Here is a 21,202-nt window from a genome sequence, read left to right as displayed (position 1 = left end):
CATACTGCCGAAGCGCTCCTCATGGTGTCGGCACTTTATCGATCTTCCGGACGATTGTGCATTGTCTTTCATTTGGTATATAATGTAAAGTATACTACCTCGAACAAGGGAGAATTTTCTTGAAGCACAAGGGATACTTTCTTATCTCTCTGGTCCTCCTGCTCTGCCTGGAAAATCCTGCCTTTCCCCTTTCAGGAACGCGGGAATCGGATAAATGGACCAGATGGGATACCGGCTCCGCCATCACGATAATCAAGGGGAGTTTCTCTCCCCTCAGGACAAGAGTATCGGGGGTGGGCAACCTCATTGACGCGGCATGCCCTCCCTCCACCTATCCCACCAGCTACTATTCAACCTATGGTTATAAATATATGCTCCTCGCAGATTACGGGACTTTCCTCAACCTGCGGTCATGGATTCTCACAAGAAACGAGACGCTTGCGAGCAGCACCCAGAACACTGCCTATCTCCAGGGCTTCACCTGGCAGGGGGGAAGCGGCGATCTCGTCCTGGTTCCCGTGGGCACCAAGGGCTTCGCCGCGAACAGCGCTTCACCTCCTATCAATGGGATCCCTTACATTATCAGCGAGAATCCTCAGCTGATTCAGAAATCCCAATACGTGCCGTGCCTCAATAACGGCAACCGCTCTCTGGCAGGCCCCAGCCCCGACGGAATGCTCGACGCGGAACTGCTGAGCCAGACCCAGTCCTGGGGAGTGACGCTCCTTCCCTCGAACCTGCAGGCCATGGATACCGCCTTTGACCAGAAGAACGGCCAGCTGAAATACAGGAACAACGGCGCCAACGATACTCCGGTGAGCACCATGGAGGAGTTTGACAGATGGCTCAGCTCCGGTGATGACGATGGCAACCAGAGCATGTTCTGCCATCTTGTCCCCCCCCTCCCCGCCGGCTCGTCGGAAGCCGAGGTGAAGGCTGCCGTGGCAGCCAAGGCTAAGGGATACCCCTTTACCGCGGGTCTCATAAAAACCTGCGACCTCGCAGTCTATCCCTACGCCCTTGGCGGGGGCCTCCAGGCGTCACCGGTCCTCTGCGACGCCATGGCAAGAGACTCATATACGGCACTCTGGACAGATCCCCAGACCTTTGGCGCTCTCTCGGCAACAGCGCCGCCGACAGACTATGATGCACAGCTTTCCGCACTGGGAGAGCTCATGAAGTGCTTCAGGGAAAGTCCCATGACCTATACAAGGAAAGGTGCAGGCTATGTCCCCCAGGAGCAGGCCAACGACTGCTCGGTAAGGCTTATCGCTTATAACTATAATTCTTCTATGAGAGCCAAGACCTCGGAGGTGGCAAGGATGGGCGACGGGCGCCTTGCGCCGTCAGGGAACTCCCTGTGGGTGGAGCTTGTGCTCACCAACCAGTATAACACACCGAAAGAGCGCCTCTTTATAGAGAATGTATCACTTTCAGTAATATACCGGGATACGGCGCTGCCGTCCCAGACAGTGAAATGCGCGGGCTTCCATGAACCAGTGAAAAACTATCTTTTTTCCCGCCACAGCGCCAAGGAGGTAAAGGACAGAACTTTCTACCGGGTCTTCGAAAGGGACAGCCTCCAGACGATTCGGGCCATTTACGGCACAGTGACTTTCAGCAAGCCGAAGGATCTCACTCTCGATGACTATGCCCTCACAAGAAAGAACACCGGCACCTCAGGGTTTACCCTCACGACGGCCCCCCTTGTCATGGCCCCATGACCGCCGAGTATTTTCTCATGGTTACCCTTGTCCAGAGCGCCATGCCAGAGCCCGGTGAGCCCTGCTCGTCAGGGAGCGACAGGTTGACCCGGATACACTGGGGATAGGTGGAATTCTCCCATACAAAGGTGCAGGCGCTTACGTTCTTCGCCACTACTTTCGTGTCGGCCACGGTCCACATGCTGCTGTCAACGGAAGTATCAACACTGCCGGGATCATAGAGAATTCTCTCAATGGTGCGCCGGGCATTGTCATAACGGTAACTGTATATGCGCCGGGCATATCCCCCGTTATCAGCACGGATTGATTCCACCGTGATATAATTCGTCATCAGCCCCCCGGGAGCCTCAAGTATCTGGTCTGAGAAGGGCAGCACCAGGGTGGAGCCTTCCTTTAAGTCACGGGTAAGGAGATAGAGCGTGGTCCTCAATTCTGACAGGATGCTGCTTCTCACGTCGCCGAAGCGGAAAGTGCGCAGGGCCCTGGTGACAAGCGAATAGCATGCCGCCATGAAAACCACAAGGATGGCGCAGGCCACAATGACCTCGGAGAGCGATACCCCTCGGTGAGATTCTTTACCAGTTCGTTTCAACAGCGCCTCCCAAGCATTTTAGGGTCTCCAGGTGGTATATGCTGCTCCTGCTCCCCGATACCAGGTATTTTTCCACGTCAACAGAGACATACACGAGGGAATCTTTGCCGCTATAAGGGCTTACCGTCTGGACCCTGAAATAAAGCAAGGGGTACTCGGGGCCGAAATCCCCTTCCGAAAGAGAAGGCATCTGATCCGCGGGGAGAAGAAGCACCTCCTCCATCTTGGCCTGTCCGAGAAAGGACGCGGCCGTCACTTCCTTGGCCTTGCCTATGGTTCTTGCCCCCAGGGGGAAAAGGTACATCACCGCGATAATGCCTACAGTGAAAATCACCATGGCAATCATGACCTCTATCAGGCTGAAAGCCAGATTTTTCCTTCTATACCGCCTGCCCGGGCAGATCATGGAAATCATCTTTTTTTCATTGCCTCACTCTATCTGGTAAATCTGAAGGTCTCCCGCGGCGCTCATGTGGGCCGTTATTATCACGGAACTGCTGTCCGTTTTCTGGAACTTTGCCATTGAAATGATGACATAGCCCCCCCCCGCGGGGTTGGTAAATATGGATATCAGCACATACCCCTGCGGCATGGTGAATTCACAGTAATTCATGGGGGGGATGCCGCCTGTCCACACGGTTCTCTGGGAATACCAGTATTCGATTCCAGCCTCGGCAAGATACTGGAGCTGAATCCGCCTCGCCACGTCGGCAGAGAAGATCAGGTTCTGATCACAGGCGAACCTGAAGGTGAGGCCCAGGAGAAAAAGAAAGACAAGGATGAGGAGGGAGGTGAGAAGTGCTATGCCCCGGCGTCTTCCTCTCACCCTCAAAAGGCCTCCTTTCTCTGTCTACTGAATATTATAGCACAATAATGAACTGCATCCCATTATGCAGGAAAACCAAAACCTGCAATTTCGTTATTGAATCTCCTTTTCAAACTTTTCCCTGCACCAGAGCAATAATCCTTGCCCAAAATCTGATTTTCTCACCTGATATGGCCATTCTCCTGTCCCGCACCTTCATGAAAATATTTTCTAAATCTGAAATCCTCAGCAAAAATGCCAGACCCTTATAAAAAATGGCCAGGAGTGCAAAAAAAGACCTCTAGAAAATTGTCTGGAGGCATTCAGAGTCATTTTTGACCTTTTCATCCATTGAGAACCTTCTGGAGGGCATCCTATGATGCCTTAAAAACCTTTTTGCTATAAGCTTTTTAAGGGGTGCTCTCTTTGATTTTTCCATTCTCATATGCTATAATAGTTTTATGGATACATTTGGACTCTGCCAAACTCACACACTTTTCCTTCCCGATGAAGAAGAGCTTCTTCACCTCAATGATTCTTTCTCTTCGCAGGATTACGAAGATATGCTCCTCCTCCCTGAGCCTTATGAGCTCCCCGCCGAGGCCTATCATAAGGCGGAGCGCATGGTGAAGATTGCGATTGACGGCCTTCTCCCTGAAGTGGAGAAGCTCACGGAGGGCTTCACCTGGGGACCCCTCCCCTCGCTCATCGACAGGGATGATCGGGCTTCCCGGATGGATTTCACTCTCTGCAAGGCAATCCGGGGCCGCCTCGCCCTTGACCTTGTTCTGGGCGGCCTTCTCGTCACTCTCAAAACGAAAGGAGTTGATCATCTTGGCTACCGCTCCATGGCGTCTTTTGCCGTGGAGCATCTCTCGATGTCGGCGCGCAGGGCGTCTGAGCTGATGCACAACTATGAACTGCTGAGCAGACTTCCCCTCACCCGGGAGGCATATCTGCAGGGAAAAATAGTCAAAAGCTCCCTGAGGCATCTCTCCAGGATCATCACGCCTGAAAACGAGGCGGAGTGGCTTGAAAAGGCGCAGCGCATGACAGTGAGCGGCGTTGAGAGAGAGGTAAAAAAGGCGCTTGCCGGGGAGATGGAGCCTGCCGTAGGGGAGGAGCGCGGCGGCGGCGACTGTGCTGAGGGCCTGATGATGCATTTCAGGGTGTCACCGTCTCTTGCCCTCACATGGGATTTCGCCCTCACCTTCTACAGGGACAAGGAGCACTACGACGGGCCTCTTGCAGATTTTGTCGAAGCGCTTCTCGGGAACTTCCTGGCCTCCGGGAAAAGCGCCCTGCAGGCGACAGCCATCGATGGGAAAGGAGCACTCCCTCTCTTTTACCGTGAGCCATTTTTATCGCGGAGGGAGAGGGAATGCCGCGGGAGCGATGAGGAGCTTCTCCGGGAGATGGGTGCTCCTGATCAGGCGAGTGGCAGCAATGACCCCTGGGAATCGCCGTGGGACATCTTTTTCCCCTCGTGGCTTGATGGCGATAGTGCTGCTTCAGGTACCGGCCCAGAGGTCGTCTCTGCAAGATCTCTCGCAAGAGTTCTCATCAAAGGAGCGATGATACGCCAGAGGCTTGATGCGGCAACAGGGATGCTCTTCCGGGGGATGAGTGAGGCATTTCTCCACGAGCGTTTCGGGTTCAGCTCCGTTGAGGACTACGCGGAAACCAGGTGCGGCTTCTCCCGGGCCCAGACCCGCCAGTTCATAAGGCTTGCCGAGAGCTTGCGCCGCAGGCCTCTCACAGAGGATGCTTTCAAGAAAGGCATCATCACCAGGGAGCAGGCCCGCCTTATACTCCCCCTGGTTGACTCAAAAAACGAAGCTCAATGGATTGCCTATGCCGCGAGCGTCCCCACGGCGGACCTCAGGGAAGAGGCGGGGCGCATCGCCAGGATCAAGGAGTATGACTGCTTTGTCCCGGTGAATTACACCCTTCTCCCCGGCTTCCGTTACTTCACCGATGAGAGGTTTCACCGCCTGCCTGAAGAAGTTCAGGACATCATCAGGACTGGATCGTGGTATGCAGGCCCCTCCCTCGCCCCTTCATGGCCCCTGACAGAGGACGACGAGGCCTCCCTGGAATTCCGCGACAGGCGATTTGAGAAGCCCTGGAGACATTTCAGCGATGTCAATGAGCTGCGTGCCGCTGAGAGCTCAATGGTAGTTGAAAATTTTTCTTCCCTGTGTGCGCGTCACGGACTCGATACCGGAACCACACCCTGCACCTGCGGGACAGATTCCCTCTGTGAGGGTCATGAGGCCCTCAGGCAGGCCCGGCATCTCTGCACCCTCCCCCCGGGAGAGTCTCCCGAGGAAACCTTTCTCAGGGACATCCTCCAGGGAGGGAGCACCTCCAGGAGCACCTCGGGCTCGATGATAGTCAAGTTCTATCTGCCGTGGGAGCTCCATGAGCTCTGGAACACCGCCAACCTGGCCTTTCTTGCTTCTCAGGAGCACTCAGAAGCCGCCGTCACCACCGATGATGCCCAGGAAGGGGTTTCCGCTGATGAAAGATTCCTTGCCGCCCTCCTCGCAGACTATCTCTCCACTGAAGGGCATTTCCAGAAAGCTGCCCATCATCACAGGATCCTCAAGCGCGACCGGTTCCGCTGCCAGGTTCCCGGCTGCCGATGCCGCCGGAATCTCCATGTCCATCATATCATAAGGCGCTCCCAGGGCGGCACCGATGACCCCTGGAATCTCATCGTAGTCTGTGAAGCCCATCACCTTCACATTCTGCACAACCTGATGACCCTCACCATCAAAGGTGAAGCTCCTCACAACCTTACCTTCACCTTCGGCGCCTACTCAGAGGGTACACCTTTCTTGATATATGAAAAGGGAGTCAAATCAATGCCCCCACATGAGTGTCACCAATCGCTTTGTGACGAGCTTCTCTGCAGCATCGGCTTTTCAGGAAAGTAAGGATCAATTGGCGCAGGCAAATGATTATTACGAGGTAAAAAAGCGTGTGAGCGCTACGAAGACTTATATTGCATTTACCGCTCCCCTGTGGGTAAAGCCATCGCCATAGCAAATCAAGAGGATTTCTCCTCTCCCGCACTAAAGTACCCACTCCTGCGAATCCATGCTCACCGGAGAGAAAAGAGGCGCTTCCATGAAAAAAGGCACGGCAAAAAAGGCATCTGAAGAATCCATCGCCATCATAGGAGGCGGCAACATCGGGCAGGCCATTGCAAGGGGGCTCGCCACGTCGGGAAAGTTCGCCCCCGGGCAGATCATCATCACGCGCCGGCAGGCAGGCCTCCTCAGGCACCTTGCCCTCGATGGCTTCGTGACCATGTCTGACAACAGGGAAGCCACGAGAAGGGCAAAAACGGTGCTGATCTCCGTGCTCCCCCAGCAGCTTGACGGCGTGCTCCGCGAGATAGGCCCCGGGCTCATCCCCGGGAGGCACCTTGTCATCTCCATCGTGACGGGCGCCACCACTGATGAGATCGCGTCTCAGATAAAAAAGAAAATACCCCTCATAAGGGCCATGCCGAACCTGGCGATAGTGATAGGGGAGTCCATGACCTGCATCGCCTCAAAGACGGCAAGCCCAAGGGAAATCGAGGCCGCGATGGAAATCTTCAACACCGTGGGGAAAACCCTGCTCCTCAACGAGGAGGACATGGTTCCCGCCACGGCCCTCTGCGCCTGCGGCGTGGCCTTCTTCCTGCGCTCCATCCGCTCGGCCTCCCAGGGCGGCATCGAGATAGGCTTCCACTCCGACGATGCCCTCCTGATGGCGGCCCAGACGGCAAAAGGGTCGGCGGCGCTGATACTGGAGCAGGGCTCCCATCCCGAAGCGGAGATTGACAAGGTCACGAGCCCCAGGGGGTGTACCATCTCCGGCCTCAACGAGATGGAGCATATGGGCTTTTCCTCTGCCATGATAAAAGGAATCACCACGGCATCGGAGAAGGCGGCAAAGCTCTATCAAAGGGAGGGCAGGGAGAGGTAAGGAGCACCATCACCAGTCATGGTGGTGGTGATGGTGAAAAAAGAAGTCCAGGGCAATGTCGCAGACCGTGTGGATCACTTCCTGGGCGACGTACGAGGAGTCGCTGAATGTCCCGGAGGAGGCCCCCCGGGAAACCGGCGGGGAAGGCTCCGAAGGGGGAGAGGCAATGTCGCCGGAACTGTCATAATTCATGAGAGGGCCCTGGCGCTCGTCCCTCACGAGAGGCTCCCTTCGCTCCACGCGGGTTTCATGGTAATTGACGCCCGTTCTGGGAAGACCCTCGGTGATCCCCATCACTTTCGCCACCTCAAAGCGGTCGAACCATATCCCCCTGCACCCCATGCAGGCGTCAATATTCACCCCCTTGTAATCTATGACCTGGAGCCCCCTGCCGCAGCGGGGGCATGTGCGCTTCCCCTCCTCGACTCTCGCCTGGGTGGGATCGTAGGCCATGGGGTGCGTCACGAGCTTCGGGGCCTTCTTGAAGGTGGTGAGCTTCTCCATCTCATCGGCGTCAAACCAGAGCCCTCCGCACCACCGGCAGTGATCGAGCTCGATTTCATAAGCATAGATGATATGCATGGTTTTCTGGCAGACGGGGCAGGGAATAGCCATTGATGCTCCTCGCTTCCGGAGGCTCCCGGTGAAATCCGGCTTCCTGGGAGCCGTCAAGGGGAAATTCTCCTCCAAAGTGACTTTCCCTCCCGGGAGGAGTTTGCCATGGGGCAGAGAAGAATGGTGAAGGTCGCTTTCCTGGGAGGGCAGGTAGATCAGTGGTAAAGAGCTTCTTTAAGGTTTCCCTTCTTTTCTCATGGATTGTTTTTCCCCTTCTCGCCCTCAATACAGGAGTCTTTTCATACAAGGACCTCAGAAGCCTCTGCAACAGCTTTCTCGCCGAAAAAGGGGGCACCGCCTGGGTCACGGCGGCAGAGGGGATAAGCCACAGGAAAGCCCCCCTGCCGAGAAAAGGGGGTCGGGACGGAAGCGAATGCCTCCTGATGGTGCGCCTTGACCCCGCGCGCTTCCGCGCAGGAATCCTCTACGCCCATGCCATGGGCAATACCGCAATGACGGTGAAAGACATGGTGGCACGCTCGGGAGCGGCGGCGGGCATCAACGGGAGCTATTTCGACGAGAACGACCGTCCCCTCGGCTTCCTGAAGACCCGCGGTAAGATGGTGAATGATTACATCGCCACGCCTGTCATCTACTCGGGCATCATAGGATTCTCAAAGGGAAGGCTCTCCATCGTCCACCGCGACACCTTTCACCCCCTCTCGTACGACGAGGCATTCCAGGTAGGCCCCCGCCTTGTGGCAGGAGGTAAAGCCACCGAGGGGCTCCAGAAAACGATAGATTTCAGGGAGGAACACCGCCGGGCGGGGTGCGGCATTGACAGGGAAGGGAAAATAGTGCTCTTCGTGACGGCGCCCTCATACGCCACGATAGGCTGGGACGAGCTTCGCACCATTCTGCTGGGTCCCGCCGAGCGGGGCGGCATCACTCCCCTCGACGTGATAAACCTGGACGGGGGGAGCTCCACGCAGCTCTATGTGAAGGCCGGCAGCTTCGAGCTCAAGGAAGGGAACTCCCAGGTCCCCCTGGGAATCGGCTTTTTCCGGAAATAGGTCACTTTCTGCCCGGCGGCTCCCCCGAGAGAAGGACTCTTGCGTCAGAGGGCACCCCGATAGTGACCTTGGACTTTATGCAGTTCCCGATGATATCCCTCACGCTTGCCTCGCCGAAGCGGGGATTTCTCCCCTTTTGAAACATCATGTAGCCGTCGCCACCGTGATAGAGGTAATCAATGGTGCCAACCCGGTAAAGGCGGCGGTCGTCGAGGGGCCTTCCCCCGACCATCACCTCAGAGATCTGCACCGTGCCCTGGGCTCCCCGCCGGTAAGCGAAGCTCACCCCTGACACCTGGATCACTTTCTCGGTAAGGACGCCGTGCTCCAGCACAGCCTTTATGGCGCTGCCGGCGAGGCTCACGGTCACCACCACGTCTTCGAAGGGGAACATGCGGTACACATCCTCCCTGGTGATCTTTCCCCGGTAAAAAGGCATCCTCAGGGCGCCGGAATTGATGAAGAACACCTCCGTCCCTGAGTATTCCCTCAAAAGATCGGCCACAAGGTCGCCCATGGCCGAGTCTCCCCTGCCGGGGAGTGGCACCTTGGGAATCTCCTCGCGCGCAAACCCCACGACTTCCTTCATGACAGGCTGTATTTTCCTGACATAGGGCTCAAGAAGCGCCACGACAGCAGGATCGGCAGTGATGTCTCTGTCCACGATGGGAATAAGCTCATCCCTTTCCTTGAAGGAGAGGACCTTCCCCGTGTCCCTGTCAACAGAGAAGGTAAGATCGCCGAGGTACATCCCGTAGGCCCGGGCCTGCACGATAATGGTGCCGTTGACGACGAGGGGATCCTTGAGGGCCGTGTGGCTGTGGCCTCCGATGATAAAGGCAATCCCGGGGACCCTGGCCGCCAGCTCCTTGTCGGCATCAACGCCGCAATGGGACAGGAGGCCCACGACCTGCACCCCCTGTGCCTTGAGCTCATCGCGGTAGCGGGCCGCCACCTCTTCGGGGGGGAGGAACCTGAGGCCTTTCATATGAAGAGGATTGCTGATGCGGGGGGTCTGCGGCGTGATAAGGCCGATTATGCCTATCCTGACGCCTTTCCTTGTAAAAACATGGTAAGGTGAGACGAAGGGAAGAGGTTTCCCCGTCTTTTCTTCGACGATGTTGGCACAGAGCACCGGGAATGAGGCATGAGCCACCATTTCGCGGAGCACGGGAACACCCCAGTCAAATTCATGGTTGCCGAGCTCCATGGCATCAAACCCGAGGGCGCTCATATACTCCACGACAGGCTTTCCGCGGAACTCGTTGGAGAGGGGCGTGCCCTGGGCGATATCGCCGGCGTCCAGGGTGAGGGTGCCTTCGGGGTTGAGGGCCCTGAGCTCGCGGATCTTTGACGCGATAAAGGCAGCGCCGCCTATCTTTTCGGGGAGCGGCGCAAGGGCCTTGTCCTCGTAAGGGAGCAGGTAGCCATGGAAGTCGTTGATATGGAGTATCTGGAGCTCCACGGCCTCGCCCGCCATGAGACCCGCCGTCATGAGCCCCAGAAAGACTGCGGCACACGCAAGAGCTCTTATCAGGACAAAGCGAAGAGGAAGATAAGGATTTTTCATTGCAAGGACCTCTGTTTTCTTCATTGCTGCTGCTTTTACTGTTTATAGGAACTTCTTATTCCTGCCGGCCTTCCATCCTTCCGGTCCTCTACTTTTCGCCGGGCACCGCTGCCGCTTCTCCGCTGGTCCCTGTCCCGTGGCGCTCCCTGACCTGGCTTAAGAACATCGAAAGCTTCATGTCCCTCACGGAGTCCTCGTAGCCGTCATAATCCATGACGAGGTACGGGATGTTTCGATGTGCCTTGCGCAACTCTCTCGAAAGGGCGCTCACCACAAGGCTGGGCATGCAGTTGAAAGGCCCCACGCTCACGATGCCCGAGAGGTTCCTGCGGGCGAAATCCTCTGACTTTCCCATGCTCATGATAGCCTCGCCGCCGAAAAACCTGTTCACGTAAAGGGCTCCAAGCTCCACCACCTCGTGGGAGGGGAGCTCATCAAAGCCTTCCAGGTAAGGAAGGGTGGCATTGAAGAGGCGGTGCTCGTCGCGGGAGGCAAAGGCCCCCAGGAACTCCCTCATTTTCGCATCGATGATGAGGCCTGCCTTTTTGTCATCCTTCCAGCGGTCAAGGGAATGCTGGCCCGTGATATAGTTGGAGTAGGCGAAAAACTCCGTTAGGGGGGCGAGCCATACCTCAGCGCCCATTGATTCAAGCGATCTTATGATGGACTGGTTCGAGGGCTCATGGAGGCGCACGAAGAACTCCCCCACCATCCCCACCAGGGGCTTTGGCGGGCACTCTGACCTTACAGAGGCAAATTCATGACGCGCCTCTTTAAGAAGGGCCTCGAGAGGCTCAAGGTGGCTTCCCGAGAGCAGGGCGCCGGCTTTGCGCGTAAAAGAGCTGAAATCGACGCCTCCCTTTTCTATCAGAACACAGAGCTTATCGATAAAACGGCTGAATATCCTGTCGGCGGCGCCCTTCTCCCCCTCGTAGGGCCTCGTGTGAAAAAGCATTTTTTCCAGCAGGTCATGGGCCACCAGGCCGTCCCAGACGGTGAGGACAAAGAAGGTACCCAGGCCGCCACTCGTATTCCTGTTACCCAGGGTGACAAGGTCCACCGAGCCGTGAAGGGCGTCCATGATGCTTTTCTCCAGCATGAAGTACATGCCGTACCGGCAGGGCCCCATGGATTTGCCCTGAAAGAATGCCTCCTTCGAGGGATCAAAGCCCTCCCTCGAGGCATGGGTGAACATGTCTTCCGAAGTGTGGAGCATGGGGAGGCACACATCGCCGCAGATATACTTTCTCGCCCGTGAAAGCCCCTTGTCGTCTGAGCGGGGAAGGACACGGGCATTGATGCCGAAGGCCCTCATGACGCTCGATATGACGGCAGAGCCGGCATTCATATCGGGGACCCAGAGAATTTTCTCTCCGATCTCCCTGAGGGGAGTCTCCGATGCAGCCTTCTTCTCGCTCGCCTTCAGCGGCGGAGCCACCTGGCCCACTGAATTCAGATATGCCTGAATCCTTGTGATGATACCCGTATCGGAGGTGTGCTCGTCGATCTGGACGGTGAGGTAGTGCTTGTCAATCTCCTCCTTGAACATCTGGTCGATGAAGGCGTCGGGGCCGCAGCCGAAATAGGTGACCACGAGGCCGTGGAGGTTCTTCCTTCCCGAGAGCATCCTCGCCGCGGCAAGCTTCTTCTGCCCCTGGACCGAGTACATGTTGGGCCACTGCACGGCTGTGTCATGGTCTTCCAGGGGGAGAAAATCCATCGGAAGGGGAAGATACCCCTCGTCAAGCACTTTTTTCGCTACATCCATGGTGACGGCGGGATCATGGACGGCATAGGGCCTCCCTATTATCACGAAGGCCATCTGGTTCTCGCCGAGGCTCTCGAGCACTTCCTTTCCGCGGGCACTGATGCGCTCCCTGAACTCATCCAGAGTCCTTCTTGCGACCCCATAGGCTTTGTCCACTGCCGCGGCCTTCACGCCGAGAGTCTTTCCAAGCTCACGGAGCACGCGCTTCACATGGGCCTCTCCCCGCTCGAACATGAAGGTGGGCGTGAGGAACTCTGTCCTCTTCCCCTCAGCGGCAAGGGCCCGCCTTATCACGTCAGGGGCCGACTGCACATAGGGGCATATATTGCAGGCCTCGTTCTTTCCCACGGGCTTTTCAGCCGAGAATATGTAGGGGAGGAAAATATAGTCGGGCTCCTTCTCAAGCAGGCTCGCCACGTGGCCATGGGCCACCTTGATGGGAAAGCAGGGCTCCGCGACGGTGGAAGACACTCCCGAGGCTATGATCTTCTTGGTGGTCCTCTCCGAAGGGATGACCTGGAAGCCCGCCTCGCTGAAAAAGGCATTGAAGAAGGGATAGTAATCAGAGAAGAAGAGGCCCCTCGGGATGCCCACGGTGCCAAGAGTGCTTTCCCGCGCCGGTGCCTCGTAAAGAGACATGAGGAGTCGCTCCCTCTCTTCGAAGAGGTCGGGGAGGGCCTCACCCTCCTTCTTTTTCTGGGCGCTGCTGTAACGGTCGCAGCGATCCCCCTGGTAGAATTTCTCGTCGCCCACCTTGAACATGTTCACGTGGCACTCGTTGGTGCAGTGGGCGCACTGGAAGGAGGTGAGGGAATAGTCGGCACCCAGGATGGCCTCAAAGCCCTTGAAGGCTTTCACCGCGCTGCCCCTCTCATGGGCTTCGTACGCAAGGGTCGCCACCCCGATGGCGCCCGTAAGGTGCGGGTAAGGCGGAACTACAATGGGACGTGACAGGAGGGTTTCAAAGGCCCCTACCATGCCCCTGTTGAAGGCCACGGCGCCCTGGAAGACCACGAAGTCACTCACCGGCCTGCTGCGGACCACCTTGGCAAAGTAATTTTTCGCCGAGGCGAGACAGGCTCCGGCGCAGAGGTCCTCAATACTCACGTTGTTCTGCTGAAAGTGTATAAGGGCTGACTCCGAAAAGACGGCGCAGGTGGAGTTGATGAGGGGCGGCTTCTTTCCTTTCAGGGCGATGTCGCCAAAGTCCTGTATCTCGATATCCAGGTTCTTCGCATGCTTCTCTATGAGGGCTCCCGTGCCGGCGGCACAGGCCCAGTTCATCTCGAAATCCGTGGTGTTGCCCTGGTAGAGCTGGATGAATTTCGAGTCCTGGCCGCCTATTTCAATGATGGTGACTTCCTTTTCCTTGATGGATGCCGCGGTGCCGCTCGACTGCGCGGTGATCTCGTCCTTGATGAGGCCGGCGCCTATGAAATAGGCAGTAAGATAACGCCCTGACCCTGTCGTGGCCGCCACTATCTTGTCTATGGCAAAGCCCTTTTCCCCTATCTCTTCCATGATGGCTTTCATGGTGAGCTGCACCGCCTTGATGGGGTTGCCTTCAGTTCTGCGGTAATGGTGGGCAAGCACGTGGTATTCCGGGCCGATCTTTGTCACCAGGGCCGCCTTGGTGCTTACCGAGCCGATATCGACGCCAAGGGCGGCGACCCCGACATGACAAAGCCCTTCGGGAAGGGGCGGCCGTTCCATGATGACGGATCGCTCAAGTTTTATAGGCTCCATGGAGGGGTAATCAAAGGGGACGGTCAGGTGCCTCTCCACTTTTTCCATGGCCTCTGAAAAGAAAAGGGGCCTCTCGGCCTTGAAAGCCGCTCCCAGGGCGGTAAGGTAAAGATAGAGGTCCGGCGTGACGACCTGCTCGGCCCTGAGGCCCAGTTCATTGATGAGATGGTGCTTCATGCACCTGTTCGAGGCCACACCGCCTATGAGGGCCACCTTGTCGGTGGGCTTGCTGCTCTTGTGGATAATGCTCTTGTAGTTCCTTGCCGCAGCCTGGTGGATCCCCGCCACGATGCGCTCCTTGGGCGTCCCTTTCTGGTAGTGATGGACTATGTCAGACTCGGCAAAGACGGCGCAGCGCCCCGAGATACCGGCGGGGTTCTCCACGGAGAGGCCCACATTGATAAACTCGTCAAGGGAGTCATACTTGAGCCTCTTGTGCATGTAATCAAGAAAGGAGCCCGTGCCCCCCGCGCATTTCCCCCCGGGAGCCACGTCCTCTATGATGAGGCGGCTGGATTTCTCATCCTTGTGAAGAGAGAGGTACGACTGCGTTTCCGCGCCGATCTCAATGATATGGCGCACTTCGGGGTAGAGGCGGTTCACCGTCTCCACAATGGCATCTATCTCGTTGACCGTCGAGACGCTGAGGAGCTCGGCAAAAGCGTCGGCTCCCCTTCCCGTGATGGCTCCCTTCACGGTGCCGTTGTTGGCAGGGATGCGCTTCCTCACCAGAGAGAGGATCTCCCTTATCTTTTCCAGGGGCTTTCCCTTGATCTTGAGGGGCTCAAGAGGCTCAATGCCCTCTTCGCTCACAATGACTGATTTGATGGTGTCAGAACCGATATCAATACCTACGCGGTATTCCAAAGCTCTCTCCTCCTTGTGAGGATAGATGGCGCTCCCCTGGGATGGCTGCCATAGAGAAAGAGCAGGGGATTCCCATCCCCTGCTCTTTAAGCTTTCCCCGGGGGTGCATGCCCTCTCCTATTGTTTATCCCGCGGAGAATAGGAGGGGCGGGTGTTATTAGTGCAAGGGGTATCAACCTGTGTCCTAATGTAGGGCTTGGTCTCAGAGTACCTCATATCGATAGGGTATTTGACAAGGGGATCCTCTATCCATTTGCCGCTTCCCACCTCATAGGTGCACTGGAAGTGAATGGTCTTATACCAGTCGTTCGGTTTCTTCTCGCGGTGGAGGGGGAGGCCTGCCTTCGAGGGAAAGGTGGTCCAGAAGTAAGGGGCCTCCTCGGGGTAGCTGATGCCGTTGATGACAAACCACTTGTGGAGGGTGAAGTCATAGACCTGAGCTTTTTCCACTCCAATGGCGATGGCGTAGTTCGGCATGACGCTCCCTGCAATACTCATCGTGGTGTCGCTGTCGTGGTAGCTGTATTCCTCGGGGGCGCGGACCCACTTGCCAATCCCCACGTCATAGACATATGCCTTTGTATAGCCGTAAAGGAGCACAAGATTATCGCTCACGTTGCAGTTCTTCCTCAGGTAGTAGATATCGTTGGGGAAGGGAATCCAGTTTCCGCCCCTCGTCTTGTCATAGATGAATCCTCCCTCAACGGTAAAGATCATCTCCAGGTTCTTGCTCACCAGATAATTGGGAATCTTGTCAACAAGGGGCCTGGGGAAGGGAGGCGTCGCTGCCTCGGCAGCGGCTGCAGAAAACAGCACCACGGCGCCTAATATGAGCATGACTGCACTAAATTTTCTCAATGTCAATCGCTCCTTTCACGGAATGCTCGGCCCTCACCGGGCTACTGCCATGCGAGGCCTCCCTTTTATTCGAGGAAGACCTTCAATCTCCTTTTTTGCGCTTTGAAATTTTTGCCAAGACCTGCGAGTTAAGAGGAAAGTGGCCTGCAAAGCAGAATTAAACTACGACTGACGTGCGGGCCTGACTGTTTCCCGCGGCTCTCCCGGCGGGAGCCCCCTGCGCAGGCAAAGGAGGAACAAGGTGTCCAAAAAAACCTATATTGTCGATACAAGCGTGCTGCTGCACACCCCCGACTCGCTCTTCACCTTCGAGGAGAACACCGTGGTGATCCCCATCGTGGTCCTCGACGAGATCGACAAGTTCAAGAAAGGCTCGATGGAGGTCAACAGGAACGCCCGCATCGTGATAAAAACCATCGATCAGCTCAGGGAAAAGGGGCGCCTTACCGACGGGGTCCCCCTCAATCACCACGGGATGCTCCGCGTGGAGACGGACTTCAACTCCGCCGAACTCGACGGGCTCCTCCCTGAAGGATTCCAGAAAAGCAATGACAACAGGATACTGGCCCACGCCCTCAGCATAAAGAACAGGTCACAGGATCCCGCTATCCTCGTGACCAAGGACATTAACATGCGGGTGAAGGCCGAGGCCATAGGCCTCGAGGCCGAGGACTACCGTGCCGACAAGGTGAACCTCGAGGAGCTTTTTTCGGGGCACCGTGAGCTCTTCGTCACCGAGGGGGAGGTCTCTGAATTCTATCGCAACAAGGTGCTCACGAAAGGCGACGCCGGCCTCTTCCCGAACGAGTATGTGACGCTCGTCAACTCGCAGAACCCCAGCAATACCGCCCTGGCCCGCTATGACAGCGAGAAGAGGGCCCTCGTGGCACTCATGCCTGAGAGGAAGATGGAGGTATGGGGCCTCCATCCGAGAAACAGGGAGCAGCGCTTTGCCATGGACATGCTGCTGAACGATTCCATACAGCTTGTCACCCTCCTGGGCCGCGCCGGTACCGGCAAAACGCTCCTTGCCCTCGCGGCAGGACTCCAGAAAGTAGTGAACGAAAAGACCTACCGCAAGCTCAATGTATACCGCCCTCTCGTTCCCATGGGGAGGGACATAGGCTACCTCCCGGGGAGAGAGGAAGAGAAGATCAACCCCTGGATGCACCCTATCCATGACAACCTGGAATTCCTCCTCCATGACGACGAGAAGGAAGGGAAAAAGGATGGTGCGGGAAGCACGGTGGGTTACCTGCTGGATTCCCAGCAGCTCGACATCAAAGCCCTCACTTTCATCAGGGGCCGGAGCCTTCCCTTCCAGATCATCCTGGTGGACGAATCTCAGAACCTCACGCCCCATGAGGCGAAAACCATAATCACCCGCGCGGGAGAGGGCACGAAAATCATTCTCACCGGTGATGCCTACCAGATTGACCACCCGTACCTCGATTCAACGAGCAACGGCCTCACTCACATCATAGAGCGCTTCAAGGATCAGAAGGTGGCAGGGCACATCACCCTTGTGAAGGGCGAGCGCTCGCCCCTCGCGGAGCTCGCCTCGATAATCCTTGAATAATCCCGGCGGATCACCGCTCTCTGCCCCGAGAAGCGCGAAAAGGCAGGAGCCTCATTCACCATGGCACGGGCTGTGTGACTCTGAACCAAAGGAGCTTTGCCAATGGAATGGAAGCAGTATTTCATGAGCCTTGCAAGACAGGCATCGCTGCGCTCAAAGTGCATGTCCCGGCATTTCGGCGCAGTGATTGTGAAAAACAAGTGCGTCGTGAGCATGGGCTATAACGGCCCCGCCAGGGGAGCAAGCCACTGCAGCGAGCGGATCTACGGGCTCCCCAAGAACGTCTCCCGCGAGAGGAGAAGCGAATGCCCCCGCCGCCTTGGAGGCTTCCGGACAGGTGAGGGCATTGAGTACTGCGTGGCAGGCCATGCGGAGAGGAACACCATCGCCCAGGCGGCTATGAACGGAATTTCCACCCTTGGCGCCGATCTCTACACCTACAGCCCCCTTCCCTGCAAGGAATGCGCCATCAGCATAATCAACGCCGGCATTGCAAGGGTCTTTTACCTGGACATGGGCGATTACGATTCCCTGGCGCGGATCCTCTTCAAGGAGGCCGACATCACTATTGAAGCAATTCCCGACATTTTTGAGAAAGAGGTGCCTGATGCTTAAGAACATGCTCATCACCCTCTGCCTCGGGATGCTCCTTACCGCCCACGGGGCAGCCGTCTGGGGGCAGGAGGCTCCTGCTCTCGAAATTGTCGAGAGCGTTCCCATGGAAACGAGCCTTGACATCCCCGAGGTGAGGAACACGAGGGCAGTGTGGCTCTCCATGCTGGGGGGGGCGAAAAAGACCCTTGACATCGAGCAGTTCTACTTCGCCAACAAGCCCGGCGAATCGCTGGAGGCCGTCATTAACGCTATCGCAGACGCGGCAGAGCGGGGCGTGAAGGTACGCATCATTGCCGAGGAAAAGTTCAGGAAGGAATCCCAGGCCACGGCAGATTTCCTGGAGAAAAAGCCCAATGTCACATGGCGCTGGATAAAGGCCTTCGACCATCTCAACGGGATACAGCATGGCAAGTTCTTTATTGTTGACGGAAAAGAGACATTCCTGGGGAGCCAGAACTTTGACTGGCGCGCCCTCAGCCATATCAGCGAGGTTGGCGTGAGAATCTGCCATGAAGGGTTTGCCCGGTGCGCCACCGACCTCTTCGAGATGGACTGGACCCACACGGCAGCCCCGGCCCCCACGCCCCGGGACAGGCATTACCAGGTGCCTTTCTTGATGAAGGATCAGGGAGGCCAGCCTCTTGAGTTTTACCCGGTCTTCGATCCCAAGGGATATATCCCTGACAGTGCCCTCTGGGAGGGCAGGGAGCTTCTCCGCCTTATCAAGGAAGCCAAAAAGGAGATTATGGTCCAGGTCCTCACTTTCAGCCCTGTCGCCAGGGGCGGGGAATACTGGCATGAGCTTGACAGCGCCCTCCGCGAAGCCGCAACGAGAAAAGTGGAGGTGCGCCTCATCTTTTCCGACTGGTCCACCGAGTACCCCGAAATAGACCACATCAAGAGCCTTGCCCTCATTCCCCGGGTGAGCATAAAGCTCTCCACCATTCCAAAATGGAGCGGGGGATTCATCCCCTTCGCGAGGACCCAGCACGGCAAGTACATGATCGTTGATGACGAATACAGCTGGGTGGGGAGCAGCAACTGGGAGAAAGACTATTTCTATAACTGCAGGAACCTGGGGATCGTGATGAAGGGCGGATCGGCAAACAGGACCTTGCGCAAGATTTTCCTCACCAACTGGACAGGACCCTACGTCCGCTTTGTTGACGTGAACAGGACCTATGTGCCTCCCATAAGGACAGAGTGACCCTCAGCGGGGCCAGGGGACCTGCGGGAGGCCCCGGGGAAGACGGGCCGAGTTCCAGTATTCCCTGGGCACCACGACGATCCGCTGCGACGAAGCATTGATGAAGTAATACCTGTCCTCATGGATGGCGCAGGGAGCTACGGCATCGCCTTCCAGGATGTTCGCATATATCCAGGCGACCGGGGCACCGTGGAGGGGCAGCAGCTTAAAAAAGCGCCTCACGACCCTTGTATCAAAAGCCCCCGGGGGAATACCCTCATGGGTGCTCCAGTTGTAGCCCAGCAGAGCCACATGGGGCCCTGCTGCCTGTGCCCATGCGATGCCCGGAGAAAATGCTCTCTTTCCCATCGCCGTGAAGCTTCTCCTGTTATAATTCTGGATATCAAGCACTGAGCAGGAAGAGAAAATCACCATCTTCAGACCGTCATCCCAGTCGCCGTCTTCGATCTCCTCGGCAGGGTGCAAATATCCCCCGTCAATGTAAATAAAGCCGTTCCCCCAGCCATGGCCGCTGTAATAGAAGAGGTCGGCCTGGTTTTTTACATGGAGCACCGCCCTCACCTCAGGGAGGCCGTCACAGGTGAAAAGAAGCGTCTCGAAGCCGCAGGCCCTCAGGAAATCCCTGGCAAACCTGGTCTTGTCCCGCATTTTTGCGCTGTCCCAGAATAACTCGCCCCTCGAAACCCATCCCTGTGCCAGGAGCTCACCCTTCAGGGCCAGGGAGTCTTCTGGATACGTAAGGTCCATGAGAGCAAAAGCCCTGCTTTCGCCGGCTTTCCTGCCGATAAGGAGCGCTCCGGGAGCAGGATCGGAAGTGGCCTTCACCATCACGTCCCTCCGCTCTCCCTTCCCAAGCGGAATGACAAGCGCCTCCCTTCCGGGAAGCATCGAGGTGATGACAAGGCGCGCCTCTCCCGCAGCCGGTGAGAATCCCTGGGCCGTCACCAGGAACTTCTGTCCGTCACGGAGGCTTTTCATGGAAATCCGCGAGGCAGTGCTCCCGGAGGAAAGGGAAGGATCCCTTTCTATGCCGCCTCCCGCCGGCTCAAAATCAGCACTCTCATCCCCGGCGCATTGCGGTGCCGGTGGCTTCGCATCGGCGCGGCTCTCCTCCCTGGAATCGGCAATGATTTCTCCCCTTTCATTCCTCACGATGAGGGCCGGCTCATAGGGTCTCACCGCGTGAATGCCCTTGAGCTGGCTCCTGACCTGCCCGTCACCTGTGACAGCCCTTGCCTGAAGCATGAGGCGGTAAGTGCCTCCCTCGGCCCAGAGTGAGTCGAATCCCTTTCCGTCCCACTCGTATGTGATGGTGATGGCTCCCCCTTCTCGGATGCTCCTGCCCTGGGCGCCGCGGACAATAAAGGCTCCCTCATTCCTCCGTCGGAACGAGGCAAAACGCCAGGAAACCGTGTCAGGGCACCAGCCAGCGGGGAAAAGGGAGCTTTTTTCAGGGAGGGCCCGAACCTCGGCAGTGACCTTCACCGGGGAAAGGGAGAAAGAGGAGAGACCCCTCTCCGGGGGGGACAGCGATAACTCCCTGACCGCGAGCATTCTCAGGTCGAAGGCCCCTGCCTTCTCATGGAGGCCTTCATGGTCCCTGGTGATGCTCCAGGTGCCTGCCACTGTCTTTTCAAGGCTTTCATCATCTGCTGACTCCGCCAGCAAGACAGGGAGAAAGCCTGAGGTAAGATCGAGCCATGCCACGGCGTCGCCTCCGTAGTGAGCCCTGAAGGCGCCGCCGTTCACGCGGGAGAGAAGCCGCGCATAACAGGGCGAGAGAACGCGGTATTCCCATTCCACTGTAGCAGAGGCGCCGCCGGGAGATGAGAAGACCCACCTGTAGCGGTAAATTCCCTGGCCCGATGGAGCAGGAAGCCTTTCCCTGCAGGCTACGGCACCGTCATCGATATAACAGGCGGCCGGTGTGCCGGCCACCCTCCATGCCCCCCTGCAGGAATCCCCGGCGCTGAAATCCCTTTGAAGGCCGTACCGTGAAAGACCCTCACCGGGAGGGGCCTCAAGAAAGGCCGGCTGAAAGCTTCTCTGCTTGAGATAGGCGCGATAAGGAGGGGCCTCAAGGGGTTTCCCCCCGATGAGAAGTTCATGAGCATAGGCGCTTCCCGCCGCAGTGGCATCGGTCCGGGACCGGGCCATGGCCCCGGTGGAAGGGGAGAGCATAAGGAGGAGCGCAATAAGGGCCACCGGCAGGGGAGTTTTTAAAACATCACCGAAACGACGAACATTCATGGTTTTTTC

General features: G+C 57.1%; 15 protein-coding genes. 7 read left to right on the top strand and 8 right to left on the bottom strand.

Annotated features, from left to right (window positions below; translation table 11 throughout):
• Positions 1–119 precede the first annotated feature (119 nt).
• Positions 120–1,724, top strand: coding sequence for a hypothetical protein (locus tag RDV48_03085; GenBank protein MDQ7821760.1), 1,605 nt, complete (start codon positions 120–122; stop codon positions 1,722–1,724).
• Here the strand turns inward: RDV48_03085 and RDV48_03080 are convergent.
• From RDV48_03080 to RDV48_03070, 3 genes are read right to left on the bottom strand one after another with little or no spacing between them, the layout of a single operon-like run.
• Positions 1,711–2,316: a prepilin-type N-terminal cleavage/methylation domain-containing protein gene (locus RDV48_03080; GenBank protein MDQ7821759.1), complete on the bottom strand. Its 606-nt coding sequence runs from the start codon at positions 2,314–2,316 to the stop codon at positions 1,711–1,713. The genes RDV48_03085 and RDV48_03080 overlap by 14 nt on opposite strands.
• Positions 2,300–2,722, bottom strand: coding sequence for a prepilin-type N-terminal cleavage/methylation domain-containing protein (locus RDV48_03075; GenBank protein MDQ7821758.1), 423 nt, complete (start codon positions 2,720–2,722; stop codon positions 2,300–2,302). Before RDV48_03075 ends, RDV48_03080 begins: the two co-directional genes overlap by 17 nt.
• Positions 2,723–2,746: 24 nt before the next feature.
• The gene (locus RDV48_03070; protein ID MDQ7821757.1) at positions 2,747–3,142 is read right to left on the bottom strand and encodes a hypothetical protein; all 396 of its coding nucleotides are present in this window, start codon (positions 3,140–3,142) and stop codon (positions 2,747–2,749) included.
• A gap of 440 nt (positions 3,143–3,582) precedes the next feature.
• Here RDV48_03070 and RDV48_03065 point away from each other — a divergent pair, with 440 nt between their 5' ends.
• Positions 3,583–6,063 carry an HNH endonuclease signature motif containing protein gene (locus RDV48_03065; protein ID MDQ7821756.1) on the top strand — a complete coding sequence of 827 codons (2,481 nt, stop codon included), beginning with the start codon at positions 3,583–3,585 and terminating at the stop codon, positions 6,061–6,063.
• Between the two features lie 193 nt (positions 6,064–6,256).
• Positions 6,257–7,105 carry a pyrroline-5-carboxylate reductase gene (gene proC, locus RDV48_03060; GenBank protein ID MDQ7821755.1) on the top strand — a complete coding sequence of 283 codons (849 nt, stop codon included), beginning with the start codon at positions 6,257–6,259 and terminating at the stop codon, positions 7,103–7,105.
• A gap of 9 nt (positions 7,106–7,114) precedes the next feature.
• On the opposite strand, the gene RDV48_03055 is transcribed toward proC, so the two are convergent.
• Entirely contained in the window at positions 7,115–7,720 is a 606-nt protein-coding gene (locus RDV48_03055) for a zf-TFIIB domain-containing protein (protein ID MDQ7821754.1), read from the bottom strand.
• Between the two features lie 158 nt (positions 7,721–7,878).
• Between RDV48_03055 and RDV48_03050 the strand changes: the two genes are divergently transcribed.
• Positions 7,879–8,733: a phosphodiester glycosidase family protein gene (locus RDV48_03050; protein MDQ7821753.1), complete on the top strand. Its 855-nt coding sequence runs from the start codon at positions 7,879–7,881 to the stop codon at positions 8,731–8,733.
• A gap of 1 nt (position 8,734) precedes the next feature.
• Here the strand turns inward: RDV48_03050 and RDV48_03045 are convergent, their stop codons facing one another.
• From RDV48_03045 to RDV48_03035, 3 genes are all read right to left on the bottom strand, one after another.
• On the bottom strand, positions 8,735–10,327 hold the full coding sequence (locus RDV48_03045; GenBank protein MDQ7821752.1) for a bifunctional UDP-sugar hydrolase/5'-nucleotidase: 1,593 nt from the start codon (positions 10,325–10,327) through the stop codon (positions 8,735–8,737).
• 64 nt (positions 10,328–10,391) lie between these two features.
• Positions 10,392–14,684 carry an acyl-CoA dehydratase activase gene (locus RDV48_03040; GenBank protein ID MDQ7821751.1) on the bottom strand — a complete coding sequence of 1,431 codons (4,293 nt, stop codon included), beginning with the start codon at positions 14,682–14,684 and terminating at the stop codon, positions 10,392–10,394.
• Positions 14,685–14,801: 117 nt separating this feature from the next.
• A complete protein-coding gene (locus RDV48_03035; protein ID MDQ7821750.1) occupies positions 14,802–15,542 on the bottom strand; it encodes a hypothetical protein in 741 nt (246 codons plus the stop codon).
• A gap of 241 nt (positions 15,543–15,783) precedes the next feature.
• Here RDV48_03035 and RDV48_03030 point away from each other — a divergent pair, with 241 nt between their 5' ends.
• From RDV48_03030 to RDV48_03020, 3 genes are all read left to right on the top strand, one after another.
• Positions 15,784–17,121, top strand: a complete 1,338-nt coding sequence (locus RDV48_03030) for a PhoH family protein (protein ID MDQ7821749.1) — start codon at positions 15,784–15,786, stop codon at positions 17,119–17,121.
• A 102-nt stretch (positions 17,122–17,223) separates the two neighbouring features.
• Positions 17,224–17,736, top strand: a complete 513-nt coding sequence (locus RDV48_03025; GenBank protein ID MDQ7821748.1) for a dCMP deaminase family protein — start codon at positions 17,224–17,226, stop codon at positions 17,734–17,736.
• Positions 17,729–18,943, top strand: coding sequence for a phospholipase D-like domain-containing protein (locus RDV48_03020; protein MDQ7821747.1), 1,215 nt, complete (start codon positions 17,729–17,731; stop codon positions 18,941–18,943). The genes RDV48_03025 and RDV48_03020 overlap by 8 nt, the downstream gene beginning before the upstream one ends.
• Before the next feature lie 3 nt (positions 18,944–18,946).
• On the opposite strand, the gene RDV48_03015 is transcribed toward RDV48_03020, so the two are convergent.
• Positions 18,947–21,193 carry a hypothetical protein gene (locus RDV48_03015; protein ID MDQ7821746.1) on the bottom strand — a complete coding sequence of 749 codons (2,247 nt, stop codon included), beginning with the start codon at positions 21,191–21,193 and terminating at the stop codon, positions 18,947–18,949.
• Between the last annotated feature and the right edge of the window lie 9 nt (positions 21,194–21,202).

It is taken from the genome of Candidatus Eremiobacterota bacterium, assembly GCA_031082125.1.
Lineage (GTDB): Bacteria > Vulcanimicrobiota > CADAWZ01 > CADAWZ01 > Ess09-12 > Ess09-12.
This window is presented reverse-complemented; position numbering and strand designations above follow the sequence as displayed.